22 protein-coding genes, 1 tRNA gene and 1 pseudogene are annotated in these 21,758 nt (G+C 71.6%); 13 read left to right on the top strand and 11 right to left on the bottom strand.

Annotated elements, in window-relative coordinates; genetic code table 11:
• The first annotated feature begins 6 nt into the window (after window positions 1-6).
• From AB0D45_RS06530 to AB0D45_RS06540, 3 genes are read left to right on the top strand one after another with little or no spacing between them, the layout of a single operon-like run.
• Complete coding sequence (locus tag AB0D45_RS06530) at window positions 7-180, top strand: hypothetical protein (protein WP_362455570.1); 174 nt, start codon at window positions 7-9, stop codon at window positions 178-180.
• A gap of 4 nt (window positions 181-184) precedes the next feature.
• Window positions 185-1,501: a cytosine deaminase gene (gene codA / locus AB0D45_RS06535; RefSeq protein WP_362455572.1), complete on the top strand. Its 1,317-nt coding sequence runs from the start codon at window positions 185-187 to the stop codon at window positions 1,499-1,501.
• A 10-nt stretch (window positions 1,502-1,511) separates the two neighbouring features.
• Entirely contained in the window at window positions 1,512-2,105 is a 594-nt protein-coding gene (locus AB0D45_RS06540; protein ID WP_362455573.1) for an HD domain-containing protein, read from the top strand.
• 70 nt (window positions 2,106-2,175) lie between these two features.
• On the opposite strand, the gene AB0D45_RS06545 is transcribed toward AB0D45_RS06540, so the two are convergent.
• Window positions 2,176-2,826: a TetR/AcrR family transcriptional regulator gene (locus AB0D45_RS06545; RefSeq protein ID WP_362455575.1), complete on the bottom strand. Its 651-nt coding sequence runs from the start codon at window positions 2,824-2,826 to the stop codon at window positions 2,176-2,178.
• Between the two features lie 101 nt (window positions 2,827-2,927).
• Between AB0D45_RS06545 and AB0D45_RS06550 the strand changes: the two genes are divergently transcribed.
• Window positions 2,928-3,749, top strand: coding sequence for an alpha/beta fold hydrolase (locus tag AB0D45_RS06550; RefSeq protein ID WP_362455576.1), 822 nt, complete (start codon window positions 2,928-2,930; stop codon window positions 3,747-3,749).
• A gap of 123 nt (window positions 3,750-3,872) precedes the next feature.
• Here AB0D45_RS06550 and AB0D45_RS06555 read toward each other — a convergent pair whose 3' ends face one another.
• Both AB0D45_RS06555 and AB0D45_RS06560 read right to left on the bottom strand, forming a co-directional pair.
• Entirely contained in the window at window positions 3,873-5,225 is a 1,353-nt protein-coding gene (locus tag AB0D45_RS06555) for a chloride channel protein (RefSeq protein ID WP_362455578.1), read from the bottom strand.
• Complete coding sequence (locus tag AB0D45_RS06560) at window positions 5,222-5,746, bottom strand: potassium channel family protein (RefSeq protein WP_362455580.1); 525 nt, start codon at window positions 5,744-5,746, stop codon at window positions 5,222-5,224. The genes AB0D45_RS06555 and AB0D45_RS06560 overlap by 4 nt, the downstream gene beginning before the upstream one ends.
• A 330-nt stretch (window positions 5,747-6,076) precedes the next feature.
• On the opposite strand from AB0D45_RS06560, the gene AB0D45_RS06565 reads away from it, so the two are divergent.
• Window positions 6,077-6,931 (top strand): hypothetical protein, encoded by an 855-nt coding sequence (locus tag AB0D45_RS06565; RefSeq protein WP_361602767.1) that lies wholly within the window; start codon window positions 6,077-6,079, stop codon window positions 6,929-6,931.
• Between the two features lie 114 nt (window positions 6,932-7,045).
• On the opposite strand, the gene AB0D45_RS06570 is transcribed toward AB0D45_RS06565, so the two are convergent.
• A complete protein-coding gene (locus tag AB0D45_RS06570) occupies window positions 7,046-7,489 on the bottom strand; it encodes a luciferase family protein (protein WP_361602770.1) in 444 nt (147 codons plus the stop codon).
• A gap of 73 nt (window positions 7,490-7,562) precedes the next feature.
• On the bottom strand, window positions 7,563-8,111 hold the full coding sequence (locus AB0D45_RS06575; RefSeq protein WP_362455583.1) for an NADPH-dependent FMN reductase: 549 nt from the start codon (window positions 8,109-8,111) through the stop codon (window positions 7,563-7,565).
• A 159-nt stretch (window positions 8,112-8,270) separates the two neighbouring features.
• On the opposite strand from AB0D45_RS06575, the gene AB0D45_RS06580 reads away from it, so the two are divergent.
• The 3 genes from AB0D45_RS06580 (at window position 8,271) to AB0D45_RS06590 (ending at window position 11,865) form a co-directional block, all read left to right on the top strand.
• Window positions 8,271-10,865 carry a LuxR family transcriptional regulator gene (locus AB0D45_RS06580; protein WP_362455584.1) on the top strand — a complete coding sequence of 865 codons (2,595 nt, stop codon included), beginning with the start codon at window positions 8,271-8,273 and terminating at the stop codon, window positions 10,863-10,865.
• Between the two features lie 297 nt (window positions 10,866-11,162).
• Window positions 11,163-11,627 carry a hypothetical protein gene (locus AB0D45_RS06585; RefSeq protein ID WP_362455586.1) on the top strand — a complete coding sequence of 155 codons (465 nt, stop codon included), beginning with the start codon at window positions 11,163-11,165 and terminating at the stop codon, window positions 11,625-11,627.
• Window positions 11,628-11,634: 7 nt separating this feature from the next.
• Complete coding sequence (locus AB0D45_RS06590) at window positions 11,635-11,865, top strand: hypothetical protein (RefSeq protein WP_362455588.1); 231 nt, start codon at window positions 11,635-11,637, stop codon at window positions 11,863-11,865.
• A gap of 843 nt (window positions 11,866-12,708) precedes the next feature.
• On the opposite strand, the gene AB0D45_RS06595 is transcribed toward AB0D45_RS06590, so the two are convergent.
• On the bottom strand, window positions 12,709-13,068 hold the full coding sequence (locus AB0D45_RS06595) for a hypothetical protein (protein ID WP_362455589.1): 360 nt from the start codon (window positions 13,066-13,068) through the stop codon (window positions 12,709-12,711).
• Between the two features lie 443 nt (window positions 13,069-13,511).
• Between AB0D45_RS06595 and AB0D45_RS06600 the strand changes: the two are divergent.
• Window positions 13,512-13,805 (top strand): annotated as a pseudogene (locus AB0D45_RS06600) (tyrosine-type recombinase/integrase); the annotation flags it as partial.
• Window positions 13,806-13,882: 77 nt separating this feature from the next.
• Here AB0D45_RS06600 and AB0D45_RS06605 read toward each other — a convergent pair.
• Both AB0D45_RS06605 and AB0D45_RS06610 read right to left on the bottom strand, forming a co-directional pair.
• A tRNA-Pro gene (locus AB0D45_RS06605) sits at window positions 13,883-13,956 on the bottom strand.
• Between the two features lie 101 nt (window positions 13,957-14,057).
• Window positions 14,058-14,996: a metallophosphoesterase gene (locus AB0D45_RS06610; protein ID WP_361602791.1), complete on the bottom strand. Its 939-nt coding sequence runs from the start codon at window positions 14,994-14,996 to the stop codon at window positions 14,058-14,060.
• Window positions 14,997-15,064: 68 nt separating this feature from the next.
• Between AB0D45_RS06610 and AB0D45_RS06615 the strand changes: the two genes are divergently transcribed.
• A complete protein-coding gene (locus AB0D45_RS06615; protein ID WP_361602794.1) occupies window positions 15,065-15,526 on the top strand; it encodes a GatB/YqeY domain-containing protein in 462 nt (153 codons plus the stop codon).
• A gap of 77 nt (window positions 15,527-15,603) precedes the next feature.
• On the opposite strand, the gene AB0D45_RS06620 is transcribed toward AB0D45_RS06615, so the two are convergent.
• On the bottom strand, window positions 15,604-17,991 hold the full coding sequence (locus tag AB0D45_RS06620; protein WP_362455591.1) for a transglycosylase domain-containing protein: 2,388 nt from the start codon (window positions 17,989-17,991) through the stop codon (window positions 15,604-15,606).
• Window positions 17,992-18,388: 397 nt separating this feature from the next.
• On the opposite strand from AB0D45_RS06620, the gene AB0D45_RS06625 reads away from it, so the two are divergent.
• Window positions 18,389-18,739: a WhiB family transcriptional regulator gene (locus AB0D45_RS06625; RefSeq protein ID WP_361602800.1), complete on the top strand. Its 351-nt coding sequence runs from the start codon at window positions 18,389-18,391 to the stop codon at window positions 18,737-18,739.
• A gap of 38 nt (window positions 18,740-18,777) precedes the next feature.
• Here the strand turns inward: AB0D45_RS06625 and AB0D45_RS06630 are convergent, their stop codons facing one another.
• On the bottom strand, window positions 18,778-20,094 hold the full coding sequence (locus AB0D45_RS06630) for an ArsA family ATPase (RefSeq protein ID WP_362455593.1): 1,317 nt from the start codon (window positions 20,092-20,094) through the stop codon (window positions 18,778-18,780).
• Window positions 20,091-21,077, bottom strand: coding sequence for an ArsA-related P-loop ATPase (locus AB0D45_RS06635; RefSeq protein ID WP_362455594.1), 987 nt, complete (start codon window positions 21,075-21,077; stop codon window positions 20,091-20,093). The genes AB0D45_RS06630 and AB0D45_RS06635 overlap by 4 nt, the downstream gene beginning before the upstream one ends.
• A 46-nt stretch (window positions 21,078-21,123) precedes the next feature.
• On the opposite strand from AB0D45_RS06635, the gene AB0D45_RS06640 reads away from it, so the two are divergent.
• Both AB0D45_RS06640 and AB0D45_RS06645 read left to right on the top strand, forming a co-directional pair.
• Window positions 21,124-21,285 carry a DUF4177 domain-containing protein gene (locus AB0D45_RS06640; RefSeq protein WP_007264966.1) on the top strand — a complete coding sequence of 54 codons (162 nt, stop codon included), beginning with the start codon at window positions 21,124-21,126 and terminating at the stop codon, window positions 21,283-21,285.
• Complete coding sequence (locus AB0D45_RS06645) at window positions 21,282-21,752, top strand: RidA family protein (RefSeq protein WP_362455596.1); 471 nt, start codon at window positions 21,282-21,284, stop codon at window positions 21,750-21,752. The genes AB0D45_RS06640 and AB0D45_RS06645 overlap by 4 nt, the downstream gene beginning before the upstream one ends.
• Window positions 21,753-21,758 lie beyond the last annotated feature (6 nt).

Consider the following 21,758-nt stretch of genomic DNA (forward strand, 5'->3'; position numbering starts at 1 on the left):
TCGAGCATGGCCAAGAAGGCTCGTACCGGCCACGACGGCCACCACGCCCACCAGGATTCAGAACGCGCGATGGCGAAGAACACGGCCGCCGAGGCACGTGCCAAGGCCGCCGGCACAAGCCACGGCCACGGCCACGGCTCGATGTTTCACGTGAAACACGGGGTCCCGTGCGTAGGCTGACGGCATGCGGATGATCGTCCGGGGCGCCCGGCTGCTACACGAGCACGGCTTGTCCGACGTCGAGGTCGCCGAGGACGGCCGGATCGCCCGGGTGATCCCGTACGACGACCAGAAGGAGCCGCCCGCGACCGGCGTGCTCATCGAGGCGCACGGCGGGCTCCTCACCGCCCCGTTCGTCGAGCCCCACATCCACCTCGACACCGCCCTGACCGCCGGGCAGCCCCGCCCGAACACCTCCGGCACCCTCTGGGAGGGCATCGCCTGCTGGAGCGAGCGCAAGAGGACCCTGACCCGCGAGGACGTGATCGCGCGGGCCACCGAGGTGCTGCGCTGGCAGGCGGCCAACGGCGTGCTGCACGTCCGCACGCACTGCGACGTCACCGACCCGTCCCTCACGGCGCTCGACGCGCTGCTGGAGGTCCGCGACCGGGTCCGGGACGTGATGACCCTGCAGATCGTGGCCTTCCCGCAGGAGGGCATCGTCTCCTTCCCCGACGGCGAGGCCCTGCTGCGCGAGGCCGTCACCCGCGGGGCGGACGTCGTCGGGGCGATCCCGCACTTCGAGGACACCCGCGAGGACGGGGTCGCCTCACTGCGGACCGCCTTCGCGGTGGCCGAGGAACACGGGCTGCGCGTCGACGCCCACTGCGACGAGATCGACGACGAACAGTCCCGCTTCGTGGAGGTACTGGCCACACTGGCGCTGCGCTCGGGACTGCGCGAGCGCGCCACTGCTTCCCACACCACCGCCATGGGCTCCTACAACGGCGCCTACAGCTTCAAACTCCAGCGTCTCCTGGCCCGTTCCGGAATCGGCCTGGTCGCCAACCCCTTCGCGAACCTCAACCTCCAGGGCCGCTTCGACGCCTACCCCAAGCGGCGCGGCCTCACCCAGGTCAAGGAGATGCTGGCCGCCGGGGTCAACGTGGCCTTCGGCCACGACGACGTGATGGACCCCTGGAACGCCCTCGGCACCGCCAACCCGCTCCAGACCGCCCTCGTCGGTCTGTACGCCGCCCAGCTCACCGGCGCCGACGACATCCCGCTCGCTTTCTCGATGGTGACGGAGCGTGCGGCGCGCGTGCTGGGCCTCTCCTCCGCCGAGTACGGGATCGCGGCGGGCGCGCCCGCCTCCTTCGTCCTCCTCCCGGCGCCGAGTCCGGAGGAGGCGATCCGCCGTCAGGTCCGGCCCCGGTACGTCGTCTCGCGCGGCACCGTCCTCGCCGAGACCCCGCCCGCACCCGCCAGACTGTGGTGGCCGGGGGAGGAGGGCCCGTCGGAGGTGGACTTCACGCGGCGCTCCGGGACGGGTACGGCCTAGGGTGCCGTCCATGACGTGGACCCTTCACAACCTTGACTCCGGCACGGCCCGTTCGGCCTTCGAGATCGCCTCGGAGTACGCCGACACCGCCCTGCTCAACCACTCCGTGCGTTCCTACGCGTTCGGCGCCGAGTACGCGCGCGTGCACGGGCTCTCGTACGACGCGGAGCTCTTCTACGTCAGCGCCCTGCTCCACGACCTGGGCCTGACCGCACCCTTCGACAGCCACACCCTGCCCTTCGAGGAGGCCGGCGGACACGTGGCCCGGATCTTCACGGCGGGTCTGGGCTGGGAGCCGGCCCGCCGGGCCCGTGCGGAGGAGGTCATCGTGCGGCACATGCGGGAGGACGTCACCGCCGCCGAGGACGTCGAGAGCCACCTCCTCCAGGTGGGCACCAGCGCGGACGTGTCCGGTCTGCGCGTGCCCGACTTCGACCCCGCCTTCCGGGCCGGCCTGCTGGAGCAGTACCCGCGCCTCGGCTTCGGCCCGGCCTTCCTGGCCCTGGTCGAGGGCCAGGCGTCCCGCAAGCCCGCCTGCGCGGCCGCGGCGTACGTCGCCTCGGGCGCGGCGAAGCGCATCGCAGCCAACCCCCTGGACGCGTGAGGCGCCGGGCGGACGCGTGACGCGCCGGGCCGGGCGGGGCCGTTCCGCCCGGCCCGGCCCGCGCACTGCCTCAGAGTCCCCGCTCGACCATGGTGATCACGTCCTGGCCCGCCTGGTGCGCCTGCTCCGGGCCGATGCCGCGCAGGGGGCCGTCGATGATCAGGGCGGCCAGGCCGTGCACCGCCGACCAGGCGAGGAACTCCGCGCCCGGGCGGCGGTCGGGCGGCAGGACGCCGGTCTCCACGAGGGCGTCCAGTGAGGCGCCGAGCAGCTCGAACGGCGTGAGCCCGCCGGCCCCGGCGGCGGTGGTGTCGGTGGCGTACGCCATGTCGGCCGGGACGTGGAACGCCGTCCGGAACCAGCCCGGCTCGGACACGGCGAAGCGGATGTAGCCCGTCCCCACGGCCCGGAAGCGGGCCCGGGCTCCTTCGGCGGGGTCCCGGGCCGGGGGGAGGCCGTCGATCTCCGCCTCCATCGCCAGCGCCACCCGGGCCATGGCGGCCTGCGCGACCCCGTGCACCAGCGCTCCCCGGTCGGCGAAGTGCCGGTAGGCGGCGTTGGGCGACACCCCTGCGCGCCGGGTGGCCTCCCGCAGGGAGACGGTGTCCGGTCCCCCTTCGCGCGCCAGCTCCAGGGCCGCTTCGAGCAGCGCGCTGCGGAGGTTCCCGTGGCGGTACGTGCTGCGCTTGGGTGGCGCGGGCGGTTCGGCTTCCGAAGACATGGGGCCTCGATTCCTCGCAGTATGTGGACGGCGTCAACTTCTAGGTATAGCCTATGTGCGCGATGTGGACGTCGTCCACATAAGGACAGGGGGAGCAGAGCATGGAGAAGGCCGTATCCCGCGACGGGACCGCCATCGCCTACGACCGCACCGGCGAGGGCCCCGCCCTCGTCCTCGTCGGCGGCGCCTACCAGGTCCGCGCCGACCCGAGGTGGGGCGTGCTGGCCCGGCTCCTCGCCGACCGGTTCACCGTCGTCACCTACGACCGGCGCGGGCGCGGCGACAGCGGTGACACGGCCCCCTACGCCGTTGAGCGCGAGTTCGAGGACCTGGCCGCCGTCATCGCCGAACTCGACGGGCCCGTACGGGTGATGGGCATGTCATCGGGCGCCGTCCTGGCCCTGGAGGCCGCCGCCCACGGCGTCCCGATGAAGGAACTGACGGTGTACGAGCCGCCGTTCGTCATCGACGACAGCCGCCCTCCGGTCCCCGCCGACTACGTCGCCCGGCTGGACGAGGCCATCGCCGAGGGCCGGCGCGACGACGCCGTCGCCTTCATGCTGACCGCCGCCGTGGGCGTCCCCGCCGAGGTCGTGGAGCACATGCGCGTGAGCGGCATCTGGAACCACTTCGCCGCGCTGGCGCACACCCTCCCGTACGACGCTCGGATCATGGACGGCACCATGTCCGGCCGGCCCCTGCCCGCGGACCGCTGGGCGGCCGTACGGATCCCCGTCCTCGCCCTCGGCGGCGGAGCCAGCGACCCCTGGCTCCAGTCCGGCGCCCGCGCCCTCGCCGCCCTGCTGCCGGCCGGCCTGCACCGCACCCTGGACGGCCAGACGCACGACGTGGACCCGGCCGCTCTGGCGCCCGTACTGGCCGAGTTCCACGGCAGCGAGCAGAGCGCCGGCCCGGCCGCGTAGCCGTGAGGCCCGGACGGCGGAGGAGTCCTCCCCGGCTCGCACGGGCCGGCGCACGGCCGCCGCACGCGGCGGGGCGGGTGCGGCGGCGCAACCCGCCCCCACCCCCCTCACACGCGGCGGCCCTCAGCCCGCGAGCTCGCGGCGGCGCGGCCCGGGCAGCAGCTCGGTGACGATCAGGGCGGCCACGGCGGCCAGGATCACCACCGGGGTCATCCCGGCGGTGCCGACCAGCAGCAGCGCCATCACCGAGCTGCTGACCGGCAGCCGCAGGACGCTCGCCGCCGCCGCGGCCAGCCCGGCCGCCACCGCGGGCACCACCCCCAGCCCCGGCAGCGGCGACGCCAGCACCCCGGCGGCGGCCCCGAGGAACAGCGCCGGGAAGATCGGGCCACCGCGCAGGCTGCCGAGACAGAGCGCGTACCCGACGGCCTTGCACAGCAGGACGGCCACCAGCGCGAGCACCCCCCAGGCGCGCGGATCATCGGCCAGCGTGGCCATCACGGACTGCCCGGACGAGGCCACGTCGGCCGGGGAACGGCCCGTGACCAGCGCGTATACGGCCGCACAGACACCGGCCCCGAGCGCACACAACGCCGTACGTGCGATCGGAGCCTTCGCCACGAAGGCCGCCACCGCCTGGCCCACGCCCACCGCCTGGCGCAGGAGGGCCGCCACCACCACCGCCACAAGCAGTGCCCAGCCCACGTCCGCCGCGTCCAGCCGGGGCACGGGCCCGGGGAGCTTGACGCTCAGGCCGCCGGTCTGCAGACCGGTCCAGCGTCCGAAGCCCGTGAACACCAGGGCCCCCAGCCCGCTGGAGAGCAGGGCGGGCAGCATCACGGCGACCAGCTGCGGCCCGCCCACGCCCACCACCTCGATCAGCAGCACCGCCGCGATCAGCGGGCTCCCGAAGATGGCGGCGATGGCCGCCGCCGCCCCGGCCACTCCCAGCAGCGCCGTGGCCTGCGGGGTGGCCGGGCCGCGCGCGAGGTCCCGCAGCAGCAGGGCGAAGCCGCTGCCCAGGGCGATCAGCGGAGCCTCCGGCCCCAGCACCGCGCCGAACGGCAGACTCGCCACCGCCGCGAGCACCACGCCCGGCAGCGCCCTGGTCGTTCCCCCGCCCACGGCCAGACCGGCGGCGGGGATGTGCCCGCCGGCGCCGGGCAGCCGGGCGACCACCAGGCCCACGAGGGCGCCGGCGGCCAGCAGCAGGGGCAGCGGCCACCACCACGGCGGCCCGTCCCAGCCCAGCGCGTGCGGCAGGCTCTCCCACAACAGCCGCTGCAACGCGTGCAGCCCGGCGAGGAACCAGAAGCAGACGAGGGACACGGGGATCCCGACCAGGGCGCAGAGCAGCAGGATCCTGCGGTACGGGGGCGTCTTCAGCAGCCCCCGCAACAGGACCGGCTCGGCCGGCGGGGCCGGTGTGGCCGTCTCGGCCGGCCGGCTCGGCCCGCTCGGCGTCGTCGCCGTCATGGCTCGCTCCTCTCGGGCCGTCGGGAAAGCCCGGTCTGTACCGCTCCGAACAGCACCTTGGCGACGAGTCCCACCACGATCAGGTCGGCCACCATCTGTACGGTGACCAGCGCGCGCCCCGTCCCGTCGGAGGGCGCGATGTCCCCGAAGCCGACGGTCGCGAACACCGTGACGGCGAAGTACAGGGCGTCGGTGCGGCTCAGCGGCTCGGAGAACGACCCCGGCCGGTCCTGCGAGAGCAGGACGTACGTCGCCGAGAACAGCACCAGGAACAGCGGCACGGCGGTACCCACCGCCTCCAGCGCCCGCAGCCTCGGACGGCGCGAACGGGCGATGGCCGACACCTGCCAGGCGACCAGGCACCCGAAGAGGGCCAGCCCGGCGAGCAGCGCGGCGAAGGCCGCCGCCCCGAAGCCGTGGTCGAGCGGGGCCGCGTAATAGAGCCAGGTCAGCAGCGCCGCGGACGCGCCCGCCCGCACCAGGTGCCCCAGCACCGCCACCCGCCCGGAGCCGCCGCCCATGACCGCTCCTCACCGCCGCCGGACCCTCCCCGCATTCCAACACCCCCCACCCCACCCCGCACCTCACACACACCCACCCGGAGCCCGACCGCGCACGTGTGCAGCTCCGCACTCCACCCCACGCACTCCGCGTCAAGCGGCCTCTCGCCCGCATCGACGCAGGTCAGACCGTGTTTGGGGGGCGAGGGGGAGCAAGGACCGCGGCCCGGGCGAAATCGTCCAGGACGACACCTTCTGTCAGAACCCTGGGCTAGCATCAACACCGTTGCCCGCACGGGCATTTGAGTCGTGCTGCCGGCATGTGCTGTCGCGCCTGGGGAAGGGGACCCCGTGTACTCGGAAATCCGCAAGATCACGCCGCAGTTGGCCCAGGAGTGGCTGAAGAAGAACACGAGCAACCGACCGCTCAGCCGGCAGACGATCGCGCAGATGGCGCGGGCGATCGAGCGGGGGGAGTGGCAGCTCACCCACCAGGGGATCGCCTTCGACGAGGATGACGTGCTGATCGACGGGCAGCACCGACTCGAAGCGGTGGTCAAGGCCGACATCGCGGTCGAGATGATGGTGACGCTCGGAGTGCCGAGGGCGTCCTTCACCGTCATGGACACCGGCCGCAAGCGCACGGGCCGGGACGCCCTCTCCCTCGCGGGTGAGGTGAACAGCACGCACCTGGCCGCGGCCCTGCGCGGCCTGCACCTCTACCTGACACAGCCCGACCTGGGATGGTCGGGAGCCTCGTCCCTCGTCTCCAACGACCAGCTGCTGGGCATCCTGGCCCAGCACCCTGACATGCGGGACGCCGTCAACCACGGCATCCAGCTGAACAGGGGCACGAAGATCACGGTGACCGCCGCGTCCATCGGCTGGTACGTGACCGGCCGTGAGCGGCCCGACGTGGACCAGAGCCCGTGGTACGACGGCCTGATGACCGGAGCGGGGCTCTCCCAGTGGGACCCCAGGCTCACCCTGCGCAACACCCTGCTGGGCCTGGCGGCCGGCAAGCGCCACCGCAAGGCCGACGACTCACGCGAGCACCTCCTCTACTACCTCAAGTCCTGGAACGCCTGGGTCGAGGGCCGTGAACTGAAGCTGCTGCGCCGCTCGCCGGGCGAGAAGATGCCCCAGATCACCAGGAAGCTCCAGCTCGACGCCACGCCGCCCCACACCCTGGACGAGGCCGTCTGACCCCGCACACACGCCGCCGCCCCGGCTGCCTCACGGGCAGCCGGGGTCCGGGGCGGGATCCCTCCCGGGCGGTGGGCCACGCGCGGGCCACCGGCCAGGTCTCCCGTGTGGGGCCTACTTCGCTCCCACCGCGTACCGGTACGACGCCTGGACGATCTGCCAGACGGTCTCCAACTCCGCCGCGTTCCTGGGCCCGTAGACGAGCGTCACCGCCTGGACCGGGTGGTGCACGCCCCAGCCCGCCTCGATGACGTCCTCCTCGGCCTCCTTCGGGAGCGTGACGTGGAGGGAGCCGTCGTGGTGGGGGTGGATGTGGGCCCACTCACGGCCGCGCTGGAAGGCTTCGGCCGGCCCCGTGCCGATGCCCTCGGGCAGGAAGAGCGCACGGGCGTGCGGGACCGAGACCAGCGTCGGGGCCATGTAGACGTACGGCAGCGAACGCATCCGCCCCCACAGCTCTTCCTGCAGCATGATCGGGGAGATCTGCGAGCCCTGGCCGTGCGGGGCCGGGCCGAAGACGCGCGGGGCCGCGCCCTCGCGGGGAGTCAGGGTCAGCATGACGGTGTTGTTCCTTTCCAGCCGGTGAGCCGGCCGTGGCGCGAGTGCTCGGAGGAGTTGCGGCGAGAGCGGTTCACGCATGTGCAGGGGCGAGCTGGTCGAGGACCTGGAGCAGGCCGGTGACGACTTCGCTGTCGTCGGCGGGGTGGACGGTGGCGAAGCGGGTGACGGAGCCGGGGATGGAGAGCCGGGCCTCCTCGAGGACGGCGCCTCCGGCGATGCCGACGGACTTGCGGGCCTCGTCCTGGGCCCAGACCCCTCCGTAGCGGCCGAAGGCGGTGCCGATGACGGCGACCGGCTTCCCGGTGATCGCACCGGTCCCGTACGGGCGGGACAGCCAGTCGATGGCGTTCTTCAGCACGGCGGGGATCGTGCCGTTGTACTCGGGCGAGACCAGCAGCAGCCCGTCCGCCCGGGAGACCGCCTCACGCAGGCGCGCCGCCGGCTCGGGCACGGCGCCCTCGACGTCGATGTCCTCGTTGTAGAAGGGGATCTCGGCAAGGCCCTCGTAGATCTCGATCTCCGCGTGCTCCGGCGCGTGCTTGACGGCTGCCTCGGCCATCCGGCGGTTGTGTGAGCCGGCCCGCAGGCTTCCCACGAGGGTGAGGATGCGTACCGTCATGATCAGACTCCTTGTCGAGAGGCCCGGGGGCGGCCGTGGCGGGTGCCGCGGACAGGTCCGACAGTAGGCTCGGATGACTACCGGCCGGATCAGTAAGGTTTCTGACAGCAGCTACGTAACCGTCTGCGCGGCCCGCAGGAACGAGGGGGAGGGCAGCACATGCTCTACGGGCGCCAGTCCGAGGAGGCGGCGCTGGACGCGTTGCTCGACGCGGCGACGGGGGAGGGCCGCCGCGGGGGCGCGCTCGTCCTGCGCGGGGAGGCGGGCATCGGCAAGTCGGCACTGCTGGACCGCATCGCGGCGGCGCCGGCGCACACGGTCCTGCGGGTGACCGGATGCGAGGCGGAGCGCGACCTCGTGGGCGCCGCACTGCTCCAACTGCTGTGGCCCGTACAGGACCTGGTCACCGAGCTGCCCGAACCGCAGGCGCAGGCACTCCGGATCGTGCTGGGCGGATCCGCCTTACCCGCTGACCGGTACACGACCGGGCTCGCCCTGCTCACCCTGCTCGCCCGCCTCGCCGAACCCGGCCCCGTGCTCTGCGTGGTCGACGACGCCCAGTGGCTGGACCAGAGCAGCGCGGACGCGCTGCTCTTCGCCGCCCGCCGGATCACCGCCGAACCGGTGGCGCTCGTGTTCGCCGCCCGGGACGAGGGCTTCGACGCGCGCGGCCTGCCGGAGCTCTGCCTGCCCCGGCTGGACCGGCAGGACGCCGCGAAGGTGCTCGACCGGTACGGGCTGTCGCCCTCACGCCGCGAACGGGTCCTCGACGACGCCGACGGGAACCCGTTGGCCCTGCTGGAGTTCGGCCGCACCGACCGCACCTCCGGACCCTCCGGCGGGCGGCCCGTCACCGACCGCGTCCTCGCGGCCTTCCGCGACGAGATCTCCGAACAGCCCGCCGACGTCCGGCTGCTGCTGCTCACCGCGGCCGCGGACAGCAGCCGGGACCTGCCCTCCGTACTGGCCACCGTCGACGCGCTGGGCGGCAACGGGGCGCAGGCACTGGAGGCGGCGGAACAGTCCGGCCTGCTCCGTGTCGACGGCTCGCGGCCGGCCTTCCGGCACCCGATGATCCGCGCCGCCGCCTACCAGGGCGCCGCCTCCCTCCAGCGGGCCCGCGTGCACCGCGAGTTGGCCGAGCGTGCGGCGGACTCCGACGTCCGCGCCCGCCACCTGGCGCTGGCCGCCCTCGGACCGGACGCCGCGGTGGCCGCGGAGGTCGCCCGGGCCGCGGACCGGGCCCGGGACCGCGCCGCCCCGGCCATCGCCTGCGACCTCTACCAGCGCGCCGCGGCCCTCTCCACCTCCCTGCCGGACCGAGGACGCCTGCTGCGCTGCGCCGCTGCCGCCTCGGTGGCCGCCGGCGACCTGCACCTGGCCGACACCCTGGCCGAACAGGCCGGTCCGCTCGCCACCACCGGAGCGGAACGGGCCGCCGTCGCCGAGGTCCGCGCCGCCGTGGAGTTCGAGCGCGGCGACCAGGCCGCCGCGGCGCGGCTCCTGGTGGCCGGCGCCCGGGAAGCGGGGCCCGGGCCGTCCGCGTCGATGCTGCGCACCGCGGCGACGTACGCCTGGTTCTCCGGGGACGCCGACTCGGTGCGCGCCTGCGCGGAACTCCTCCCCGGCGACCACACCGTCCAGGGCATGGCCGGCCTGGTGGACGGCGACCACGCGGCCGGTCTCGCCGCACTCGCCGAGGCCGCCGCCGAGGGCGGGGAGGGCATGCGCCCGGTCTACGCAGCGGCCCTGCTCGGCGACGACGACCGGGTACAGGAACTGGTCACCGCCGAAGTGGCCCGCCGACGCCGGGCCGGCCTGGTGGGCGGACTCCCGGAGGCGCTGCAGATGCTGGCCCGGCTCCAGGTCATCCAGGGCCGGCACCGCGACGCGGAGGCGTCGGTGGCCGAGGCCAGGGCCGTCGCCGAGGACTGCGGCATGCCCCAGCGGATCGGCCGCCTCGACGTGGCCCTCGCCCGGATCGCGGCGATCGAGGGGGACCCGGAGCGCTGCCGGCCCGTGGCCGGGGGGACCGTCGACGGCGGGATCTCGGTGGCCTGCCTGCTCGGCCTGCTCGACCTGGGCCTCGGCCGCTACGAGGACGCCCTCGTCCGGCTGGAGTCGGCGTGGACCCGCCCGGCGCACTACATGACGGCTCTGGTGGCGGCGACCGGCGACCTGGTGGAGGCCGCGGTGCGGCTCGGTGTTCCCGAGCGGGGCCGGGCCCCGTGGCAGCGCCTCGAATCCTGGGCGCGGGCCGGGGGCCAGCCGTGGGCCCGGGCGATCGCGCTGCGGTGCGAGGCGCAGCTGACCGGCCGCCAGGAGGCCTTCGCGGAGGCCGAAGCGCTGCACGAGAGGAGCGGACGCCCCTTCGAGGCCGCCCGTACGCTGCTCGTCCACGGCGAGTGGCTGCGCCGCGCCCGCCGCCAGGCGGAGGCACGGGCCCGCCTGCACGGCGCGCTGGAGGTGTTCGAGCGCCTGAACGCCACCCCCTGGGCCGAGCGCACCCGCGCCGAACTGCGCGCCGCGGGGGAGTCCGCAGCCCCGGCGGTCCCCACCGCCCGCGCCCTCGCCGACCGGCTCACCCCGCAGGAACTCCAGGTGGTCCGGCTGGCGGCGGCGGGCCGCAGCAGCCGCGAGGTGGCCGCCCTGCTCTTCCTGAGCCCCCGCACGGTGGAGCACCACCTGTACAAGGCCTACCCGAAACTGGGCATCCGCTCCCGCACCGAACTCGCCCGCCTCAACCTGGACTGACCCCCGGCCCTGCCCGTACAGGAGGAAACCGATCACCCAGAATCGCAGGAAGGGCCTGATCCTCCGCCTGGCGGATGGTGACGGTCAGGGCGCATCCGTCGGGGTCACCACCTTCGTAGGTGGTGAAGCGGTGCTCAACTCCGATGCCGCGCACGCTCGGTGGCCCATACGAGGTAATCGGCCGCCCGACCTGTTTGATCACTCTTAGTAGTGGATGTGCGTGTACAGGAGGGCCAAAAGGACATCGGGAGGAGTTCTGTCCTCTGTAAGGACACTCCCATAGAAGGGCAATCAGACATGGTCAGCCACCTCGCACGCCGCGTTTCGACCGCCGTGGCCGCGGCAGCCGCGCTCGCGTTCTTAACCCCGTCGCAGGCCCACGCCGGCGCTATCGGCTCCACCCCGGGGGCGGGCTTTGAATACCAGGTCGGGGGTGTCACGATGAAGGTCCCGACGGGCTGCATGTTCACCCACATCCTCCGGGGTGATGGCAAGAAGATCACTTACCAGAACGCCGGCGTCGACTGCGGCTTCGTCGGAGCTCTGAACGCGGGCTTCTGTAACTGGCGCATCGACTTCACGTACGCCGATACCAGCAACAAGACCTACAAGACCTCGCCCGGCAAGACCCACACCGAGTGCGAGATCCACCCCATGCGGGACAACGCCCCCCAGACGCTGCCCCGCTACGGCAAAGCATGTGCCCATCTCAACATCAACGGTGTCCGCAGGGTCAGCCAGTGCCACCACATCACGAAGTGAGCCGCACATGACCACCCAGCCCACCCCCGAAGACCAGGCCTGGGAAGCAAAGCGCCGACGGGGCGGCATCATCGCCTTCCTGGCCGGATCCGTCGCGTCCCTCGCCTTCTTCGCGTTCTTCCCGGGGCTCCCCCACGTCATCGACTGGGGTGCGATCCTCACGTCCCTCGCAGTCGGGGCACTGACCCGCTGGGCATACCGTGCCTGGACCACGAAGAACCGAGTAGCCCCCAAGTAGCCGCGAACGCCCTTCCGAGTCCGGAGCAGTCATGCGGAAACCTCGGTCGTCGGGGACGATCAAGGCCGCTCAGTTCTCCTTCCAAGCCGGTGAGCACCGAACAGGAGCGTCACCGCAAACACAGCAGCACAGCAGATGCCCGACTGGTTCCCCTGGGAGCCGGTATCCGAGGTCGGCTTGCCCGTTGCTCCCGAGACAGGGGCGAACGCCAAACAGGAGCCTGATCCGCGATGCGGATCAGGCCGCTGACCTGGTCTTACGAAGTCGGGGTGGCGGGATTTGCACCCACGACCTCTTCGTCCTGAATCACCTTGGCGGTGCATGGACCAGGGGTGGTCGCCCGTCTCACCTCACCTGGCACTGCTTGCGTGCTCCGCCCTGCGCCAGGGCGACGGCTAGCGGACGTAGGAAAACACCACCACCGCCACCACCAGGGACACCGAACCAGAGCGGAACGCCGGCCTTGGTGAACCGCCCATGCTTGTCCCTGAGCTGCGGTCGTCGCCGCTTCGCCATCCTCACCTCCTCACCGGGCCTCCCACAGGCCTTGGGCACAGGGTGCTGAAGCGAGCCACGCGTCGGCAGGCGTACGGAGGTTGCTGCAGGAGCACCGCAGCTACACCACGCACCACCTAACACACGTGTCGGGCTAGACGGGCGTGGCATGCACGGTGGGAGCCTGGGGGATCACTGCTCTTTCACGCGTATCCGCGCCCCGACCAGTGGGACGGGCGGAGGGCGAATCCTGGGGTCGACTGGAATCCGCCATCGACCGCTGTGCCCCGCCCTATCTGGCACGGCCATGACACGGAAGCCTCGACTTGTGGCTGCCGGAGCCCTGCTCTATGGCGTCGGGACCGCCCACTCGACTACCATCCCCGAACTTGCGGGGCTATAGACGACCTTGGTGGGGCGCTGGTCCTTGGAGACAGGGAAAGGGATCTTCCCGCGTAGGCAGTCTCCTGCCTTAACCACGGTAGGCAGGGTCGGAAACTCCGGCTTGGGCAGGTCGCCGCCGTTCAGGCCCGTCACCTGTGTTCGTGTTCCGTCAGCAAACGCCAGCGACCAGGGTTGCTGATCACTGGTGATGTCAGGGCCCTGCTTGTTACAGACCTTCACCTCGACCGTGGCCCAAACGGCTTCCTCGACTCCGAGGCCTTCACCGGGCGGCACGACCCCCTCGGCCGGCTGCTTGTAGGCCATGACCACTGTCGTGCCGCTAGCCGGGCTCTGGGCGTTTCCTCCCCACGTGGTCTCCTGGCCGAGCTGGAGTGGGGCCGTCGGCCTACTTGATGTCGGGCTTGGTGATTCCGGCTGGGGGGCTGGGGAGCTGCTGGACACGTCGGTAGAGCCCGCGGAGGCGGAGCAGGCTGTTAGCCCGATCAACAGTGATGCCCCCAGTGCAGCGGTGCGGATGCGCATGTTCCCCCTAAGGCACGATTGCGTAGGAGACGATCCTGCCGCCTCGCCAGTCCCACGTCTCGGGCATGAGCAACTTCGATCAGGCGAAGTACTCCATGGAGGGATCTGAGGGGCCTACCGTCCAAGTCGGTTGATGCAACACAGGGTCATGTACAAGGCTGTCACCGGCGTTCACATGGCGACTGCGTTCGAAGTCGCTCCGGACGATCGCTCTGCCTGCCCGGTTCTCCTCTGCGACGGGGACAGAGCTGGACTCGACCAACGTCCGCCGGGCCTTCCGGCAGGCCATCGCCGGCGCCGAGGGGATCGATGCGAAAGAGTGGACCCCGCGCGAGCTACGGCACAGCTTCGTGTCGCTGCTGTCCGACAGTGGGGTCCCGCTGGAAGAGATCTTCCGGCTCGTGGGCCACTCGGGGACGGCCGTCACGGAGGCGGTCTACCGGAAGCAGCTCCGGCCCGTGATCCAGACCGGAGCGACGGCCATGGACGAGATCTTCAGGACCGGTTCGAACCCGTAGTCACTCAGTTAGTCACTCAACGGAAACAGGTCAGGCACCTAGTAACGTCACTAGGTGCCTGACCTGGTCTTACTCTGTCGGGGTGGCGGGATTTGAACCCACGACCTCTTCGTCCCGAACGAAGCGCGCTGCCAAGCTGCGCTACACCCCGATCGTCGCCCTGGAGTGTTGCTGTCCTGGCGACATCGATTACTTTAGCGGACCCTCGGCCTGAGACGAAATCCGGTTTTCACCGGGGGCCGGCCGGGTCGGCTAGGACTTCGGGGCCAGCGTCAGGAGCGTCGCCTCCGGGGGGCAGGCGAAGCGGACCGGGGTGAAGCGGTTGGTGCCGCAGCCGGCCGAGACGTGCAGGTAGGAGCGCTGCCCCTGGGCCTCGTACGTCGACAGGCCCTTCACCCGCTTCGTGTCGAGGTCGCAGTTGGTGACCAGCGCCCCGTAGAAGGGGATGCACAGCTGCCCGCCGTGCGTGTGCCCCGCGAGGATCAGGGGGTAGCGGTCGGCGGTGAAGGATTCCAGCACCCGCAGGTACGGGGCGTGCACGACGGCCATCGAGAAGTCCGCGTCCGCCTCCGGGCCACCCGCGACCCGCTCGTAGCGGTCCCGCTTGATGTGCGGGTCGTCCAGGCCGGTGAACGCCAGCTCCACCCCGTTGACCTTCAGCCGGGCCCGGGTGTTGGTGAGGTTCAGCCAGCCCGCCCCGTCGAAGGCGTCCCGGATGTCCTCCCACGGGTTGTGGACGGCGCCGACGACCGGCTTGTTGCCGTTCAGCCCGTGCCGGCCCTGCGCCTTCTCGATCAGGTAGCGCCCCGGGTTGCGCAGCCGCGGCCCGTAGTAGTCGTTCGACCCGAAGACGTACACGCCGGGGAAGTCCATCAGCGGCCCCAGCGCGTCGAGCAGCTCGGGCACGCCCTCCGTGTCGGAGAGGTTGTCGCCGGTGTTCACGACGAAGTCGGGGCGCAGTCCGGCCAGGGACTGCAGCCAGGCGCGCTTCTTGCGCTGGCCGCCGACCATGTGGATGTCCGAGACCTGTAGGACCCGCAGCGGCCGCATGCCGGCGGGCAGCACCGGCACCGTGATCCGGCGCAGCCGGAAGGACCGGGCTTCGAAACCGGCGGCATAGGCCACTCCCGCGGCCCCCACCGCCGCGAGGGAGGCGGTCACCTTCAGGGGGACTCCGTAACGCGCGCGCATGACCCCATCGTCGCAGACCCGGAAAACCGGTGGGCGCCGCAGCCCCCGTACCTGGCAGACTCAGGGGCATGACCACGCTCAAGGCCAAGCTCCAGGAAGACCTCACCACCGCCATCAAGGCGCGCGACGAACTCGCTTCGTCCACCCTGCGCCTGACCCTCGCCGCCATCACCAAGGAGGAGGTCGCGGGCAAGGAGGCGCGCGTGCTCTCCGACGAGGAAGTCCTCAAGGTGATCGCGAAGGAGGCGAAGAAGCGCCGCGAGGCCGCGGAGGCCTTCGGCCAGGGCGGCCGCGACGAGCAGGCCGCGCGGGAGACCGCGGAGGGCGAGTTCCTGGACGCCTACCTGCCCAAGCAGCTCAGTGACGACGAGCTGGGCGCGATCGTGGCGCAGGCCGTCGAGGAGGCGAAGGCGGCGGGCGCCGAGGGGCCGCGGGCCATGGGCGCCGTCATGAAGATCGTGAACCCTAAGGTGGCGGGTCTGGCGGAGGGCGGCCGCGTCGCCGCCGCCGTCAGGCAGCAGCTCTCGTAGCCGACGGGCACGCGCGGACGACGGGTACGCGAAGGGCCCCGGCCGGGGATCCGGCCGGGGCCCTTCGCATGCCGTGGTTACGGGGTCTGGGCGCCGCCGCCCGCGGGGTCCGGGACCACGGTGCCCCCGGTGACGGGGTCGACCGGCGGTACCGGCGGCTGGGCCCCGCCGCCTCCGCTGACGACACCGCCGGTGCCGGTGCCGCCGAGGGCCCCGCCGCCGACGGCTCCTCCGACGGCCCCGCCGCCGGGCCGGGTGTCGCCGGGCTTGCCGTCACCGCCGGGCTTGCCGGGCTTCCCCGGCTTGCGGGTGGCCGGCGGGTTGGGGTTGCCCCGGCCGCCGGTGGTGCCGCCCGTGCCGGAACCGGTGCCGCCGCCTCCGGTGGAGCCCTCCGGGATGCTGACCGCCGCGAAGCCGGGGGCCTCGCGGCCGGCGAGCGCGCCCGAGACGGCGTCCTTCCAGATCGGGCCGGGCAGGCCGCCGCCGAAGACCTTCGGGTAGTACTGCCCGCCGATGGTGATGTCCTCCATCGAGATCTTCTTCGAGCCGCCGGAGCCGACCCACACCGCGCCGGACAGGTTCGGGGTGTAGCCCACGAACCAGGCGTTGTAGCGGTTGTCGGTGGTACCGGTCTTGCCCGCGTTGTCGCGGTCGGTCAGACCGGCCCGCTCACCCGTACCGGAGTCGACGACCCCGCGCAGCAGGTGGTTGATGGTGTCGGCCGTGTCCTGGGACATCGCCCGGTCGCACTTGGTCTTCGGCACCGCGAGCGACTTGCCGTGCGCGTCGGTGATCGACTCCAGGGCGATCGGGGTGCAGTAGACGCCCCGGTTGGCGAAGGCGGCGTACGCGTTGGCCATCGTCAGCGGGGACATCTCGGCGGAACCGAGGGCGATGGACGGCTCCTCGGGCAGCTTCACCCCGCTGGCCGGGACCACGCCGAGCTTCTGCGTCATCTCCGTCACCGGGCACAGCCCGATCTCCGAGATCATCTGCACGAAGTAGGTGTTGATGGACTTCTCCATCGCCGTCCTCAGTGCGTACGGGCCGACCTCGTCCCGCGTCTCGTTCTCGGCGGTCTGCAGCTTGCCGTTGCCGAGCGGGAGGTTCTGCCAGGGCGCGCCCGAGCAGCGCGAGACCGGGCTCGGGTACTCCATCTTGTTCGGGGCCGAGTAGACCTTGGTCGGCTCCATGCCCTGCTCCAGGGCGGCGGCCGCGATGAACGGCTTGAACGTGGAGCCCACCTGGAAGCCGAAGTTGGAGCCGCCCATCCGCTTGTCGACGGAGTAGTTGATCTGCGTCTCGTTCTTCCCGAAGCCGTACGGCTTCGACTGGCCCATCGCCAGGACCCGCCCGGTGCCCGGCTGGACCATGGTCACGGCCGTGGCGATCGAGTCGTCCTCGTCGACGTGGTCCTTGATCGAGGCGTTCGCGGCGTCCTGGGACTGCGGGTCCAGAGTCGTACGGACCGTCAGGCCGCCCTGGTTCCAGATCCTCGCCCGCTCCTCGCGGGTCTTGCCGAAGACCGGGTCGGACAGGAACGTGGCGCGCACGTAGTCGCAGAAGAAGCCCGCGCCCTTGACCGCGGTGATGCAGCCGTTCTTCGGCCGGGTCACCTTCAGGGTGACCGGCTTCGCCTTCGCCTCGTCCGCCTCGGCCTGCGAGATGTCCTTCACGTCGGCCATGCGCTGCAGGACGACGTTGCGGCGCTTCATCGCTTCCTGGCTGTCGTTCACCGGGTCGTACCGGCTCGGCGACTGCACGAGTCCGGCCAGCAGCGCCGACTCGTCCAGGGTGAGGTCCTTGGCGGGCTTGCTGAAGTAGCGCTGGGCGGCCGACTCGATGCCGTACGCCCCCTGCCCGAAGTAGGTGATGTTGAGGTAGTTCTCGAGGATCTTCTTCTTCCCGAGCTCCTCCTCGACCTGGATCGAGTACTTCAGCTCGCGGATCTTGCGGCCGAGGCTCTTCTCCTGGGCCTCGCGCACCTTCGTCTCGTCGTCGCCGGCTTCCTCGACGAAGACGTTCTTCACGTACTGCTGCGTGAGCGTGGAGGCGCCCTGCGCCGCGCCGCCCTCCTGCGCGTTGCGGTTCACCGCGCGCAGGATGCCCTTGAGGTCGACCGCGCCGTGTTCGTAGAAACGCGAGTCCTCGATCGCGACGATCGCCTTCTGCATGTACGGCGACATGGCCGTGAGCGGCACCACCTGCCGGTCCCGTGAATAGACGGTGGCGATCAAGCCACCCTCGGCATCCAGAATCGTGGTGCGCTGGCTCAGCGGAGGCGTCTTCAGATTGGCCGGGATCTCATCGAAACCCTCGACCGTGCCCTTGGCGGCGAGGCCCAGCGCACCGGCGCCCGGGATCGCGATGCCGGCGAGAACAACTCCGGAGAGAACCGACACCCCGAGGAACCTGGCGGCCTGCTGCGGCCCCGTCAGCCCTGCGCCCGAGCGCTTCTTTCCCATGGAGGGCAGCCTACGTTCTCATTCGCCGGACACGCGCGAATGCCTTGGCCTAAGCTGTCCCCAACTGTCACAGCAGTGCGGTGAGACATCAACCCCTCGGCTTGATTTTCACCCTTCCCGAATGGGGTGGACTCATGTCCGAATCCCGCCCTTCGCTCTGACGGCCCCTCACCGGCGCTTTCCCGATTTCACCCGAATCGCCGGAATGGTCGGGCATGTCGCCGGATCACTCCGTCGGGTGATCTGCCGCTTACCCATAGTCCGTTCGGACCATTCAAGATTGGGCCCGTCGGGGGTGTTGCGCTGTGCTCGCCTTCCGTAACGTCCTCAACTGGCAGCGGTGAATATGCCGCTACCGCCGTGGGGGAGCCTCGATTCGGGAGAGGACGGCACCGGGATGGGCTGGGTTACCGACTGGAGTGCGCAGGCAGCCTGCCGCACTACCGATCCGGATGAACTGTTCGTTCAAGGAGCGGCACAGAACAGGGCCAAGGCGGTGTGCACCGGGTGTCCGGTGCGGACCGAGTGCCTGGCCGACGCGCTCGACAATCGCGTCGAGTTCGGAGTATGGGGCGGAATGACCGAGCGGGAACGACGCGCCTTGCTGCGCCGGCGTCCCACCGTCACCTCGTGGCGACGGCTGCTCGAGACCGCCCGCACGGAGTACGAGCGCAGCACGGGCATCCTCACCGTGGATGTCGACGCGGAGATCGACGTGACGTACGAGACCTACGCGGCAGCCGGGTAATCACCCGGGCACCGCGTCGGCACCACCCGTACGCACGCCTACGCTCCGGCCGGTACCCCGGCCGCGAGTCGCTCTCCGATGGCCCGCAGCCCGGCGAGGTCGTGCACATCGCCGGGCAGGGCGGCCACTTCGGCCACCGCCACTTCGGGGTGCAGAGAGGTGAAGCGATCGCGTGTGCGCTGCTCACGCGCGATCACCTGCATCCGCTCGGCATGCAGGCGCAGCAGTCCTGCCGTGATCTGGTCCACGTCCACCGTGCTGTCCATGCCGTCCGTGCCATCCGTGTCGGACGGGCCGGCCGGTTCGTGCGCGTCGTCCACGCCGGGGGAGCCGTCGTCGGCGGCGTCACGAAGTCCAGCTTTCCCGGACTCCTGATCGACAATGCCGCCTTCTTCAAGATTCTCTGCGGCGGCCAGCGCCCGCTCCGCGGACAGCTGTTCCGCGTCGCTGCCGTGGACCCGGTTCAGCACCAGACCGGCCAGCGGCATCCGTTCCGCGGCCAGCCGCTCCACGAAGTACGCCGCCTCCCGCAGGGCGTCCGGCTCGGGAGCCGCGACCACCAGGAAGGCCGTACCGGGAGCCTGGAGCAGCCGGAACGTCGCGTCCGCGCGGGTGCGGAACCCGCCGAACATCGTGTCCATCGCCGCCACGAAGGTCTGCACGTCCTTCAGCAGCGAGGCGCCCATCAGCTTGCTCAGCGTGCCGGTCATCATCGACATGCCGACGTTCAGGAACTTCATCCCGGCCCGGCCGCCGACCTTCGCCGGAGCCATCAGCACCCGGATGAACTTCCCGTCCAGGAACGACCCGAGCCGCTTCGGCGCGTCGAGGAAGTCCAGGGCGGACCGGCTCGGCGGGGTGTCCACGACGATCAGGTCCCAGTCGTCCCTGGCCCGCAGCTGCCCCAGCTTCTCCATGGCCATGTACTCCTGCGTGCCCGCGAAGCCGGCCGACAGGGACTGGTAGAAGGGGTTCGCGAGGATCGCCTGCGCCCGCCCGGCCTCCGCGTGCGACTCGACGATCTCGTCGAAGGTCCGCTTCATGTCCAGCATCATGGCGTGCAGTTCACCCCCGCCGGCCGTGCCGTCCTCTATGCCGGCGACCCGTCGGGGGGTGTTGTCCAGCGAGTCGATGCCCATCGACTGGGCCAGCCTGCGCGCCGGGTCGATGGTCAGCACCACCACCTTCCGGCCGCGCTCGGCCGCCCGTACGCCCAGCGCGGCCGCGGTGGTGGTCTTGCCGACCCCGCCCGCGCCGCAGCACACGATGATCCGGGTCTTCGGGTCCTCCAGCAGCGCGTCGACCGCCAGCCGCTGCGGCGTGTCCAGGCCCATGCCGTCCCCTCCCTCACTCATTCGGCGTCCACCTGCTTGCGGAGCTCCGTCGCCAGCTCGTACAGCCCGGCCAGCTCCATCCCCGAGCCGAGCAGGGGGAGTTCGTACGTCGGCACGCGCAGCCCCGCCAGTACCGCGCGCTGCTCCCGCTCGAGCTCCACCCGGCTCGCGTGCTCGGCGGCCTGCGTCAGGAGCGGTTCCACCAGCCGCTCGGCCAGCCCGCCCCGCCGCGCGCCGCCCAGCCCGGCCCGGGACAGGGCCTTGGCGATCTCCGGGCGCCGGCCCTCCGCCGCCGCGCGCAGGGTGTCCTCGTCGAGGTGGTGCGGGCGCACCATGTTGACGATCACCCGGCCGACGGGCAGCCCCGCCCGCACCAGCTCCTCGATCCCGTCCGCGGTCTCCTGGACGGGCATCTCCTCCAGCAGGGTCACCAGGTGCACCGCGGTCTCCGGGGACTTGAGCACCTTCATGACGGCCTGCGCCTGGTTGTGGATCGGCCCGAACCGGGCCAGCCCGGCCACCTCGTCGTTGACGTTCAGGAAGCGGGTGATGCGCCCCGTCGGCGGAGCGTCCATGATCACGTGGTCGTAGACGTACCGCCCGGCCTTGTCCTTGCGCCGTACCGCCTCGCACGCCTTGCCGGTCAGCAGCACGTCCCGCAGACCGGGTGCGATCGTCGTCGCGAAGTCGATCGCGCCGAGCTTCTTGAGGGCTCGGCCGGCCGAGCCGAGCTTGTAGAACATCTGGAGGTAGTCCAGAAGCGCCCGTTCGGCGTCGATGGCGAGCGCGTACACCTCACCCCCGCCGGCGCCGGGCGCCACGGCGATCTTGCGCTCCTCGTAGGGGAGCGCTTCCGTGCCGAAAAGCTGTGCGATGCCCTGCCTGCCCTCGACCTCCACGAGAAGAGTCCGCTTGCCCTCGCGTGCGAGGGCCAGCGCGAGTGCGGCGGCGACCGTGGTCTTGCCGGTGCCGCCCTTGCCGCTGACCACCTGGAGCCTGCTCACAGCGTCCGAGCCTAACCACTCCCGCTCAGGCATTACGCTCGCCCCCATGACCAAGAAGTTCGAATACGCGACGGTCCCCCTGCTGGTTCACGCCACCAAGCAGATCCTGGACACCTGGGGCGAGGACGGCTGGGAGCTCGTCCAGGTCGTGCCCGGCCCGAACAACCCCGAGCAGCTCGTGGCCTACCTCAAGCGGGAGAAGGCATGAGCGGCGTCGTCGAGGCGAAGCTGGCCGAGCTCGGCCTGACCCTGCCCGAGGTGGTACCGCCGCTGGCCACGTACCAGCCGGCGGTCCGGTCGGGCGCGTACGTGTACACCGCGGGCCAGCTGCCGATGGTGCAGGGCAAGCTGCCCGTGACCGGCAAGGTCGGCGCCGAGGTCTCCGCCGAGCAGGCCAAGGAGCTCGCGGCGACGTGCGCGCTGAACGCCCTGGCGGCCGTCAAGTCCGTGGTCGGTGACCTGGACCGGATCGCCCGTGTGGTGAAGGTCGTCGGCTTCGTCGCCTCGGCCCCCGACTTCACGGCGCAGCCGGGCGTGCTGAACGGTGCGAGCGAGCTGCTGGGCGCGGTGCTCGGCGACAAGGGCGTGCACGCGCGCTCCGCGGTCGGTGTGGCGGTTCTGCCGCTGGACGCGCCGGTCGAGATCGAGATCCAGGTCGAGCTGCTTCCTTCCTGACGCGCC

The organism is Streptomyces sp. NPDC048352, from assembly GCF_040651895.1.
GTDB lineage: Bacteria > Actinomycetota > Actinomycetes > Streptomycetales > Streptomycetaceae > Streptomyces.